This window comes from Pseudoalteromonas sp. Z9A4, assembly GCF_011378845.1.
Taxonomy (GTDB): Bacteria; Pseudomonadota; Gammaproteobacteria; order Enterobacterales; family Alteromonadaceae; genus Pseudoalteromonas; species Pseudoalteromonas arctica.
Window position 1 is genome coordinate 126290 of the sequence record NZ_WTLA01000011.1, and the last position, 11211, is coordinate 137500.

Genomic DNA, 11211 nt, shown 5'->3' on the forward strand with positions numbered 1-11211 from the left:
AGCTTGTATTATTAGTGATTATTCTAAAACAATAGCAGCATTATGCCTTATTAATTAAAGTTTTATTAGCAATAAGGGATTGTTTGTTAATTTAGTTTACAAGCGTAACTTTAATGAGGAGTGTTTTTCAGGCATTAAAAAAGGGGCTAAATGCCCCTTGATGTTGTATAAAAAGATTATACAAAAAGATTATATAAAAGTAGTTAGTTGTACTTTGCCTCGAGCTCGTTAGCCGTATGAAATTTTTCATGGCTTTGTAGCTGTTCATCGTATTTAACGAGGTTTTTAAAGTGTGTTAATTGGCCCGCGTTTTTAACCAGCTCAACAATAAACGACATCATAAAATCGGCGCCAGTTAAGGTGTCGCCCACTAAATAACGCTTACCTTCAAGGCGGTCGTTAAAGTAGCTAATTACTTTGGCTGTTTCGGCGTCGGCATAGCCCTCTAAAAACTGTGTTTTAGCGCCGTCTTTTAATACAAACATTTTAAGTAAAAGTGGCAAAATTGCTGAGCTTTCTGCAAAGTGTAGCCATTGCTGGTAATCAACATATTCAGCTGTATTTACTTGTGGTGCAAATTTACCGTTACCGTATTTAGTAATAAGGTAGTCGGTAATAGCGCCTGATTCGGCAATAATTAAACCGCCGTCTTCAATTACCGGCGATTTACCTAGTTGATGAATATGCTTTAGTTCGTCAGGAGCTAAAAACGTGTCTTTATTGCGCTGATAGGCCACAATTTCGTAGTCAACATTTAGCTCTTCTAAAAGCCAAATAATACGTTTTGAGCGTGATTTATTTAAGTGGTGTAGCTTTATCATGTTAGTCCTTTTTGGCTTAACTAAGTTATTACAAGCCGTTTAGAATTAAAGAGGGTTATTGATTTTAACCACTGTTTTACCAAAGTTTTTACCGCAGATCATGTCGTTAAATGCGTTAACTGTATTTTCAATACCTTCTACCATGTGCTCACGGTATTGAATTTTTCCCTCTTGTAGCCATTTTTGCATGTCTTGAGCAAACTCGTCGTAACGGTCGCCGTAATCATCAAAAATAATAAAGCCTTGCATTTTAATGCGCTTAGTAAGCAACTGCCCCATTAACATGCCTAAACGGTCTGGCCCTTCCGGCAGGCTGGTTGCGTTATATTGTGATACTAAACCACACAGTGGTACGCGTGCTGAGGTATTTAGTAATGGTAATACAGCGTCGAACACTTTACCGCCCACATTTTCGTAGTAAACATCAATGCCTTTATCGCAGGCTTTTTCTAGCTGCTGTGCAAAATCATCTGCTTTGTGATCAATACAGGCATCAAAGCCTAGCTTTTCAACGGCGTGTGCACATTTTTCGCTACCACCAGCAACACCCACTACTTTACAGCCTTTAATTTTAGCTATTTGACCAACGGTTGCGCCCACCGGGCCTGTTGCTGCTGCAACAACTACGGTTTCACCTTCTTTTGGTGCGCCAATATCAAGCAGCCCCATGTAAGCAGTAAAGCCAGGCATACCCATAATGCCTAATGCGTATGAAGGGTTTGTAGGCTCTTTACCTAACTGCATTAAGCCCTCGCCGTCGGTAATGGCGTAGTCTTGCCAACCCGTGTAGGCAAGTACCCACTCACCTTCACTAAACTTATCGTTTTTAGACTCTTCTACTTGGCACACTGTAGCGCCAACCATTACATCACCAATGTTAACGGGGTCAGCGTACGACTTAGCGTCGCTCATACGACCACGCATATAAGGGTCAAGCGATAGGTAAATAGTACGCAGTAATACTTCACCATCTTTAAGCGATGGAAGCTCTACCGTTTTTAATTTAAAGTTTTCATCTGTTGGAGCGCCATTAGGGCGTGATTCAAGTGTAAGTTGACGACTAGTTGTAGACATAAAAATCTCCTATTAATATAAATAAACTACTTACCGAATGTTTACGCTTTAAAAATCGTGTTCAGCTAAACAATAATGCGCGGCTAAGCAGTATGAATATGTACAATGCGTACCTTAATAAAGGAGTTTTGGGCGAGGGACTGGTAATTCAACCCTTATAGGCAGAGTATTTATTCTAAATACTTTATTTAAGCTTGCTAAAAATGTGGCTATTGTAAAATACGCCGTTTTTATAAATAGCCTGTTTAAGCACAGCCTCTTGTTCAAAGCCACTTTTAATAAGTGCTTTCATAGAGCCGGTATTACCAGCAAACACAGCGCCAAAAATTCTATTTATGTGTGAATTTGCAAATGCTTCATTGCACATAAGTTCAATAGCGCGAGTAATAATACCTTGTCCCCAGTAGGCTTTATTTAGCCAATAACCAATTTCGCCACTGTGGCTGTATTCAAACTCCCCTGGAGTTATACCAATACAGCCTGCAAATTGCTCATTTACAACAATGGCCTTAACCGTTGTATCAACTACGCCGTTTTTTGAGCCTTGGTTTATCCACCAATCAGCATCGGCTTGTGTATACGGAAACGGAATTTTTGACGATAAGTAACGAGTCACCTGTTCATCATTTAAGGTGTTAATAATAAAAGGCGCGTCTTGGGCTTTAAAATCTCTGAGGGTGATCATCTTTTTCCATAAATTTTTAGTATGCACGCTAACTTAGCAATCATTTAAGAGTTAAACAATCAGAACCTAAATTAAACGGTTTACGGCTATTACTTTGTTTTAAAGTACTCTAATATAAGCAAAATATTACACTTGTTTAGATGCCATTATGCACCCACATATAGCCGCCCTTTATAATAGTGCTCAAAAGCCAAGCCGTTTAATTATTGGCTTAATGAGTGGTACTTCGTTAGATGGGCTCGATGTTGCCCTGTGTAAAGTAACGGGCGCAGGCTTAAATACTCACCTTGAGGTTTTAAATTTTACCACCGTTGACTACAACGACGACTACAAAACTAAAATAAAGCAGGTATTTGCTAAGCGCGAATGCGATTTAGAGCTTATTACTTTATTGCACCCTTGGGTAGGTAAGCTCCATGGCGATATGGTTAACCAGTGCTTACATACTTGGCAAATAAACCCAGCAAATATTGATGTAATAGCCAGCCACGGGCAAACTATTTACCACTGCCCGCAGTCGCAGCATAACCATAAAGATTTTAATAACGGCACCTTGCAAATTGGCGATAGCGACCAAATAGCCGTTACAACGGGTATTACTACCATTGGTGATTTTAGGCAAAAACACATAGCCGCAGGAGGCGAGGGCGCGCCACTGGCGGTGTATGGCGATTATTTATATTTTTCGAGCGCTGCTGAGAGTCGGATTTTGCTAAATATGGGCGGCATTGCTAACTTAACGTTTTTACCCAAAAATGGTGATGCAAACGGTGTGTTTAGCTCCGACATTGGCCCCGGTAATACCATTATGGATGCCTACGTACAGCAACATTTTAAAGATATGCATTATGACGATGGCGCAAAAATAGCAAAAGCAGGCAAGATAAATACACCATTATTGAATGCATTGTGTAATAACGCATTTTTTAAACTCCCAATGCCTAAAACCACAGGGCCTGAGGTATTTAACTTAGCGTATTTAAATGCTGCACAGCAGGTTACAAATACTCACCATTTAAGCCATGAAGATGTAATGGCCACCTTAAATACCTTTACTGCAACCGTTATAGCAAATGTATTAAACGAGTGTGCAGAGCGCGCACAAAATTGTGTGGTGTATGCAAGTGGTGGCGGTATTCATAACCCGTTGCTAATGGCGCAACTTACAGCGCTTTGCCCACGTATTAAGGCTTTTAAAAACACCGACGATTTAGGTATAAACCCCGACGCAAAAGAGGCTGTACTATTTGCTATTTTAGCAAACGAATGCCTAGCAGGAGAGCAGCAACACCTAAGTAATACTGCACAAGGTATTGCGGGAGTTACTATGGGTAAAGTAAGTTTTGCAGATTAATAACTTATAGGTCGCGTCGCGTAATTTAAGTGCAGCCAGCACTAAAACAGCGATAAAAACGTAGAACCCATACTCGCAAAGTAGCTACGAACGCCCTGAGGCTTAGCATGTTCAGTTGTTATGTGTTCAGGAATATAGCCTTGCTCAAATGCTTTAATGTACACATCGAGTTGTTGGCTTTCTTTTAAGGTCGTGTTTTTTCCGTGCAGCATCATTTGCACTACAAAACATTGGCTTTGTGTAATGTTACTTAAAGTAAGGTTTACAGTACCAGATTCAAGGTCTGCATTGCTCAGCGTTTTTTCAGTAAAATACTGCGCCCCACGCGCACTGGGCTGCGTAGCACTTAGTGAAATAACATCGCTCTCATTTGCGCCATCAGGCAACACACATTGCAGCGTAATGTTATGCGCAGCACTGGCTTTTAGTGACAGCTTTTCATATTCCATAGCGTGGCTCATCGCCGCAGACATAGAATCATCAAATGATTGCTGTGCAAATGTTAGTTGCACTAAGGGTGTACTCATCTTACTTAATCTTCTTGAGTTTATTCATTTATCGGATAGAGATTATCGCGGATCAAAGTTACAGATTTATGACTAATTGCACTAATTAGTACAATTATTGAGTGGTTTGATCAAAGAGGATCTTTGCACTTCTAATATGAAAACAGTTTGTGATACATTTAGAGTAGATAGTTATATACAGCAAGGTCAGGCGAGTGAGTATTGACTAGATAAAGCCGCTAACCAGTAATGCTATGTAAAATGAGTAAATAAAAATATAATGTAAATTATATTTTAGTGTAAACACTTTATCCCACAGTAAAAAATAATTTAAACTCAAGCAACTTGCATCAGAACGAAAAAACCCACGCCTAAGCATGGGTTTATTTTTTATCTTTTGTCTTTGGTGGGCTGCATAAGCAGGGATATCCAAAGCTCTCAATAAACATATTACCAGAAAATGTATTATGATCAACCAAAGATAAAGAAAAACTTATAAGATGGAAAGTTAATGCGATACAAAGCAATTGAAAAGACCATATCAATTAGTCGATTTACAACATACAGAAATGCTGTCATTGCGAGTACTGGTGTTGATTGCGGTATAAAAGCTCTCTCGCTATATGAATGGAATGCAAATTTATCATCTGATTTTTTATTTCCTTTACATATATATGAAGTGGTATTACGTAATGCTATTAGTGAAGCTATTGCAAAAAGATATGGTGCTGATTGGCCTATTAATACGGTATTTCAAAACTCACTGGCTTATAAAAATAAAAGAGAGCTATTAAGCATTGTTAGCAATAATTACCAAGGGTTAGGCAAGGTGTTACCAGAGTTAAAGTTATCTTGGTGGGAAGAAATGCTAACGCGAAGGCATGATGGGCGTATTTGGAACGTTCATATTCAGACTGCATTTCCAAATGCTGATAACCTAACTGCGGCGCAAATTAGAACGCTATTAAAAGAAGCTTGCTTTGTAATAAGAAAAATAAGAAATCGAATCGCTCATCATGAGCCTATTTTCAATCACAATAAGTTACTTGATATTTATCCTTTAATTGAAACTACTGTGGCAATGCGATGTAAAGAAACAAAAATATGGTTGGATGAAATAGAAAAGGTTAATAATTTACTTTTGAACCCAGTTATATGAAAGTATTAAAAAATTTATTTGGCACATAAAAGGGAAAACTGAGTCTAAAAAATGAGAAAAAGTCATAACTCCATCTATGCCCAAAGATCTCTCACCAAAACAAAGTACATAGGCTCATTAATATTTTTCCTCTCATAGTTTTGAAGATTGAGCGGATACAGTTGATTAGCTCACACACTTGACTATTTGTAGCGAGCGGAAAGTACAATCTTAGTTGAAAGCTGTCTAGAGGAATGCTTGAAATCCACGAGTGTAATTTATTAGCCAAAGTAAATACTCCGAGCTAGTTTTTACAACGACCAAATAAAAAGCAGATACCTAATTAGCATCTGCTTTTATATTTAAAAACCACAGTGCTAAGCGCTGTGGTTTTTAATTTTTAACGAAGAATATTTACTTAAGCTTGAGGTTTAATTAAGTACTTTTCGCCTGTTGCTTGTTTAGAATAAGCCGCGATTGATTGTAAATGTAACACCTCAGCTAATGACACTTCGTGCGTGTAATTGCTCGCAAATGTAGTGGTAATTTCGTCTGCAATACGTTTGCGCATTTTTATTACTGTATCTGTGCCTAATTTACCTAAGGCATTAAATAATAAGAATCCGTTTACACCCCATGCAAAACCAAAGTTACGGTTTATTGTGATAGGGCCTCGGTTTAATGCACCATAAATATACACTTGTTTGTAAGTGTCTGAGCCATAAACGCTGTGCTCTTTCATATCGCGTGCAGCTGCAACTTCCATACAGTTAAGAATATCACTTGTTAGTTGGCCGCCACCGATTGGGTCGAACGCTATAGTTGCACCCGTTTCAATTATTGCAGCGGTTAGATCAGCAAGAAAAGTGTCGCTGCTTGAGTTAACAATATATTTTGCACCCATATCGCGCAGTAATTTTTCTTGTTCTGGTTTACGAACAATATTAATTAAATCAACGCCATCAGCAATACAAATACGGTTTAGCATTTGGCCAAGATTAGAAGCTGCAGCCGCGTGAATAATAGCTTTATGACCTTCAGCGCGCATGGTTTCTACCATTGCTAGTGCGGTAAGTGGGTTAACAAAAGATGATGCACCTTCTTTAGCGGTAGTCCCTTCTTTTAGCTCTAGGCAACTTTGTACATTGGCACAAATAAATTGACGATACGTACCACCGCCAATTACAGCAACGGTTTTACCCATTAATGCTTGTGCGGCTGGTGATGAACCTGCTGCTACAACGGTGCCTGCGCCTTCATTACCTACTTGTGTGGCTTTACCTACGCGTGTTTTAAGTGATGGCATAAATTGAGCTGGAACATCGGCAGTAATTACTGGGTTTTCATCAGTACCCGATTGCTTTGCAGTAGACATATCAGCTGCGCTGAATAAAACGCCTAAGTCTGATGGGTTTAATGGTGCAGCTTCAATACGAATAACCACTTCATCGGCACTAGGCTTTGGCATCTCGATGTTTTTTAAGGCAAGTGTTAGTTTATTGTCTTCGCTGATAGTTGAAGTAAGTTGGATATTTTTATCTGTCATTATGTTTGCTCCCACAAAAATGAGTATTGATTACTGTTATAGCTAAGGGCTGTTATAGCTAAAGGCTTCTTATATAGCTAAGGGCTATTTAGCGTTTACTGCTTGAATTTGAGCTTTCACTTTTTGCATAAAGTCAGCCATATTTGCTTGGCGGTCGGCCTCTATGCTTTGGGCAATGGCTAATTGGCTCATTGATTCGCTCCACTCCTTCATGCCGGGAACTTGTGCTAGTACATCCCAATCAAGCTGAGTAGAGCCAAAGGCGCTAACAATGGTGTTTACGTAATAAACGTAAATGTCTGCCATTGTGAATTGCTCGCCTGCAATCCAAGGTGAAAACTTACCTAGTTTGGTTAATGCAGTAACGCCACGAGTTAATACTTGGCGTACTTCTGTTTTAAGAGCCTCAGGAACTTCATTACCCGAAAATACATAAGGGATGAACCGTCTGCTTGGCAGTTCAAAATAAAGCTCTGCTATTTTCATAATTTGACGAACAACTGCGCGCTCACCTGCATCTTTAGGGTATAGCGGAGTTTGTGGGTACGACTCCTCTATAAAGTCGCAAATAACACTCGACTCAGAAATATTAAGACCATTAGCTGTTGTGATTGCAGGCACTTTGCCTGCAGGGCTTATTGCTAGTAACTCTTCACTACCGCCGTAAACAAGGTGTTCTTTAAATGGCAGTCGTTTGTGTAAAAGTACATGTTTAACTAGGTTGTAATAATTGCTAGCAGCAAAACCGTGCAAAGTAATCATAAGTCAGCTTTCCTTTATTAACGTGAGGATACTCATTGCCAAATAATGCAATTTTGGTCCCCGTGTTTAAGTTGAGCCTATTATTACTTGTTTTAATTTGCTTATATATAAGGGAAAATGCGAATCACTTTTGTCTTTAAGACAATAAAGCATTTTATTTAATGGAGAGGCGACTTGGATCAACTAAAAGCCATACGGTATTTTATTAAGGTGGTTGAAACAGGCAGTTTTACCAAAGCCGCAAAAGCATTTGGTGTGCCGCCTTCGTCGTTGTCGAGGCGAGTGGCCGATTTAGAAAAAAGCCTAGGGGCTACGCTTTTAAAACGCTCAACCCGCATAGTTAAGCTGACCGAAGTAGGGCAAATTTACTACAGCGATGTACAAAAAATAGTGAACCAGCTTGAGCAAAGCCACGAAACGGTTCGAAGTTACCAAACAACCCCAAAGGGGCGTTTATCTATAAGTTGCATGGTAGGTTTTGGCGACAAAATGCTCATGCCGCTGCTTGATGAGCTTAGCGCGTTATACCCCGAAATAATACTCGATGTAAGCTTAAGCGATGAGCTGTCGACACTTGGCCGTGACGATGTTGATATTGCTATTCGTGGTGGTTATGCACCCAATGAGCGCGTGATAGCAATAAAACTTATGGATAATGGCTTTATACCTGTGGCGTCCCCCTGCTATTTACAAAAACACGGAGTGCCAAGTAACGCCATGGAATTAAAGCACCATAATGGGCTTTATTTTAAAACGCCTTCAGGGCCAACGCCGTGGTTATGTAAAGTAGATGAGCAATGGCATGACGTTTCTGGGCCTGCGGTCGCTATTTCAAATAACGGGTCGTGGCTTGCAAAAAAAGCATGTAACGGGGAAGGTATTTTAATGTCAACTCGATGGGCACTGGCTTCATATCTTGAGCTGGGTGAGTTACAAGAGCTTAAGTTTGAGCATGAGGTGGCAATAACTCAAAATTCTAATATGGCTGTTTATTTGTTGTATCAAAAACAACGTTATTTGGTACCAAAGGTAAAAGCGGCGGTCGATTTTTTAGTACAAAAAATAAAAGAAACAGGTGAAGATAGTAAGCAAATAAAATAGCCCTTAAGAGTAAGGCCGATTATTTGTATAAATAATAGGTAAAAAAACCTCCTTAAGCTAAAGCTTTTAACTAAGCGCCCGATACATTACTTAATAGGGTTTAGCGATTAAGGATAATCATGGTTAATAATATATTTGGCAGTCAGGCTAATCTAAGCACTATGATTGCCCTATCAGTTAATAACGCCAACCAAACATCTGCGACACCTTCACTGCACAGTAGTGGCGACCTTCAAGCTATTAATGATTTACAAACTAATGCCTCAAAAATAACCGACGAGCTACTAAGCCAGCTAAATGATGAAACGATTTACGAAACGATAAGTAGCAATCAAAAAGTAGGGGATATTTTACAACAGCAACTTACCTCGCTATTTATTATTACAAGCACGCCTAGCACGCTTAACTATAAACTCTCCGATGAAGAACTCGCCCTGCGCACCGTAATAAGTTCTCAGCATGAGGGGTTATTAAAAAACGAAAACAGTACCCAATTAATTGAGCGATTAAATACATCCGTTAAAAATATTCAGGGTGCTTATGCTAATACCAGCGATATTTTATCAAGCTTGGGGCAACTTGGGCATGAGCAAAAAACGTTTTTAGCCTCAAGCCAGCAACGTGTTGAGCGCACGCTTAATCCTTATATGGAAAGTGCTAATCGTAGCAAGTACGAGGATGACGATAATTATTTATTTGAGCTCTCGGTAAAAACCAAAGAGGGTGATGTTATAAACATTACCTTTAACTCATCGCAAGGCTTTGATGAAAAAACGGGCGAAGCCGTTGATGGCTTTGGCATAAGTTACGAAGTAAATGGCGATTTATCTGAGGCTGAACATGCGACTTTAACGCAGGTTATGGCGGGTGTTGGCGAAATGGCCGATGAGTTTTTTAAAGCGAGTGAAAACTCATTTAATCCTATTATAGTGCCAAACCAAACAGATATGAGTTTAGATTTTTTATCAGGCTTTAATAGTGAGCAGCTAGCGGGTTTTAATGTGTCGTTTTCAACAACGCAAAATGATGCGCTTGATACAGGCGAAAACACGCTTGATTTAAGTTACTCAATAGATGAAGCGACAAATCAACAAGCACTTGTGTTTAAGGCTGAGAATGGGAAAAACGAAATCGACTTTGCACTCGATATGTCGACCATTGGCGCTAAAGACACACAGCAAATGCAGCAGTATTTAGCGTCCCTCGATCAAAGCTTAGAAGATAGCCGAGTAAACAGTACCGAGGATAGTAAAGACTCGGCATTTGGTCGTAAAGGGGATGAGACAATGCAGCAAGGTTTTGCATTATTTAAAGGCGCTTTTACAAGTATGTCGTCAGCGGCTGAACGTTATAGCAATATTGAGTCGCTTGCAGATAAGCAATTTAATGACGGGCGCGCTATGGTTGCCGATTTAGTTGATAACATGATCGCAAGCGATCCCCGTTACCAAGGGCTTGGTAATAAAGCACCCAATACATTGGGGGTGGGTATTTCTAAGCTCGCTGATTTTGATGCTACGTTTTCTTACGCACTGGATAGCGGTGACTATCAGCCTAAAAGTACCATTGAGCTAAGCCAAGCGACTGAGCAAACCCAATTAGGCGAGCTTAGCGGTTTAACACAAAGTAAAAATGTAAGTAGCCACTTTGATTATCAATACAGTCGCCCCGACTACTACGACAAAGAAGAGAGTTATAACGTAGGTACCGCAGTTAAAAATAAAGAGCTTGTGGGGCTTGACCAGTCTCACGAAGTTGATGTTGATACAAAAATGTATGCGTTTAGCCCGGAAACAAATCAATACGAGCTGCAAATGGCGATGCAAGAGCAAACCATTAGTAAAAGTGACATTCGCTTAATTGACGATATTTGGCTTGAAGAAAACGAAAACAGCTACAACATGAATAAAAAAGAGCGTGTTGACAGCGACGAAAAGCAAGACGACTTTAAAACAACCAGCAGTCATTCTCATAATAAGTTAGTTACCTTAATTGGTGATTTAGACAAGCTGGCTGAAAATAAAGACATAAGGCGAGAATATTTAACTAACTTATCGCAAGTTAACTTTTTTATGGATAAAAAGTAACGCCTTAGAATTATTCACTCCGCGCTCAATATTGGGTATAGTCGTTTAATACCCAGGGCAAGAGCATGAAAAAACACTATAAATTCAATACCTTTTCAAGATAAGCTGTACTGCGCATCGCTTTCTTCTGCTTTGCT

Annotated in this window: 10 protein-coding genes; 4 read left to right on the plus strand and 6 right to left on the minus strand. The window is 39.5% G+C overall.

The features are described from left to right. Positions 1–203: 203 nt before the first annotated feature. The 3 genes from GQR54_RS10465 to GQR54_RS10475 all read right to left on the minus strand — a co-directional run bounded on the left by GQR54_RS10465 (position 204) and on the right by GQR54_RS10475 (position 2580). Positions 204–821 (minus strand): glutathione S-transferase, encoded by a 618-nt coding sequence (locus GQR54_RS10465; RefSeq protein WP_166377566.1) that lies wholly within the window; start codon positions 819–821, stop codon positions 204–206. Positions 822–866: 45 nt separating this feature from the next. Next, positions 867–1895 (minus strand): NADP-dependent oxidoreductase, encoded by a 1029-nt coding sequence (locus tag GQR54_RS10470; protein ID WP_166377567.1) that lies wholly within the window; start codon positions 1893–1895, stop codon positions 867–869. A gap of 184 nt (positions 1896–2079) precedes the next feature. Further along, positions 2080–2580: a GNAT family protein gene (locus GQR54_RS10475; RefSeq protein ID WP_166377568.1), complete on the minus strand. Its 501-nt coding sequence runs from the start codon at positions 2578–2580 to the stop codon at positions 2080–2082. Positions 2581–2728: 148 nt separating this feature from the next. Here GQR54_RS10475 and GQR54_RS10480 point away from each other — a divergent pair, with 148 nt between their 5' ends. Then, positions 2729–3934, plus strand: a complete 1206-nt coding sequence (locus GQR54_RS10480) for an anhydro-N-acetylmuramic acid kinase (RefSeq protein ID WP_166377569.1) — start codon at positions 2729–2731, stop codon at positions 3932–3934. 41 nt (positions 3935–3975) lie between these two features. On the opposite strand, the gene GQR54_RS10485 is transcribed toward GQR54_RS10480, so the two are convergent. Next, the gene (locus GQR54_RS10485; RefSeq protein ID WP_165742304.1) at positions 3976–4461 is read right to left on the minus strand and encodes a hypothetical protein; all 486 of its coding nucleotides are present in this window, start codon (positions 4459–4461) and stop codon (positions 3976–3978) included. 490 nt (positions 4462–4951) lie between these two features. Between GQR54_RS10485 and GQR54_RS10490 the strand changes: the two genes are divergently transcribed. After that, positions 4952–5599, plus strand: coding sequence for an Abi family protein (locus tag GQR54_RS10490; RefSeq protein WP_166377570.1), 648 nt, complete (start codon positions 4952–4954; stop codon positions 5597–5599). A gap of 397 nt (positions 5600–5996) precedes the next feature. Here GQR54_RS10490 and GQR54_RS10495 read toward each other — a convergent pair whose 3' ends face one another. Together GQR54_RS10495 and GQR54_RS10500 are read right to left on the minus strand one after the other, a co-directional pair. Beyond that, positions 5997–7124 carry a zinc-binding dehydrogenase gene (locus tag GQR54_RS10495; protein ID WP_166377571.1) on the minus strand — a complete coding sequence of 376 codons (1128 nt, stop codon included), beginning with the start codon at positions 7122–7124 and terminating at the stop codon, positions 5997–5999. A gap of 84 nt (positions 7125–7208) precedes the next feature. Then, positions 7209–7886, minus strand: a complete 678-nt coding sequence (locus GQR54_RS10500; protein ID WP_166377572.1) for a glutathione S-transferase family protein — start codon at positions 7884–7886, stop codon at positions 7209–7211. 174 nt (positions 7887–8060) lie between these two features. Between GQR54_RS10500 and GQR54_RS10505 the strand changes: the two genes are divergently transcribed. Both GQR54_RS10505 and GQR54_RS10510 read left to right on the plus strand, forming a co-directional pair. Then, positions 8061–8987 carry a LysR family transcriptional regulator gene (locus GQR54_RS10505; RefSeq protein ID WP_165740655.1) on the plus strand — a complete coding sequence of 309 codons (927 nt, stop codon included), beginning with the start codon at positions 8061–8063 and terminating at the stop codon, positions 8985–8987. A 119-nt stretch (positions 8988–9106) separates the two neighbouring features. Next, the gene (locus GQR54_RS10510; RefSeq protein WP_166377573.1) at positions 9107–11074 is read left to right on the plus strand and encodes a hypothetical protein; all 1968 of its coding nucleotides are present in this window, start codon (positions 9107–9109) and stop codon (positions 11072–11074) included. Positions 11075–11211 lie beyond the last annotated feature (137 nt).

Bases quoted from the DNA above. Each gene is read 5' to 3' on its own strand.
- GQR54_RS10470 (WP_166377567.1), bottom strand. From the start codon at position 1,895: ATGTCTACAACTAGTCGTCAACTTACACTTGAATCACGCCCTAATGGC.
- GQR54_RS10465 (WP_166377566.1), bottom strand. From the start codon at position 821: ATGATAAAGCTACACCACTTAAATAAATCACGCTCAAAACGTATTATT.
- GQR54_RS10510 (WP_166377573.1), top strand. From the start codon at position 9,107: ATGGTTAATAATATATTTGGCAGTCAGGCTAATCTAAGCACTATGATT.
- GQR54_RS10475 (WP_166377568.1), bottom strand. From the start codon at position 2,580: ATGATCACCCTCAGAGATTTTAAAGCCCAAGACGCGCCTTTTATTATT.
- GQR54_RS10490 (WP_166377570.1), top strand. From the start codon at position 4,952: ATGCGATACAAAGCAATTGAAAAGACCATATCAATTAGTCGATTTACA.
- GQR54_RS10495 (WP_166377571.1), bottom strand. From the start codon at position 7,124: ATGACAGATAAAAATATCCAACTTACTTCAACTATCAGCGAAGACAAT.
- GQR54_RS10500 (WP_166377572.1), bottom strand. From the start codon at position 7,886: ATGATTACTTTGCACGGTTTTGCTGCTAGCAATTATTACAACCTAGTT.
- GQR54_RS10480 (WP_166377569.1), top strand. From the start codon at position 2,729: ATGCACCCACATATAGCCGCCCTTTATAATAGTGCTCAAAAGCCAAGC.
- GQR54_RS10485 (WP_165742304.1), bottom strand. From the start codon at position 4,461: ATGAGTACACCCTTAGTGCAACTAACATTTGCACAGCAATCATTTGAT.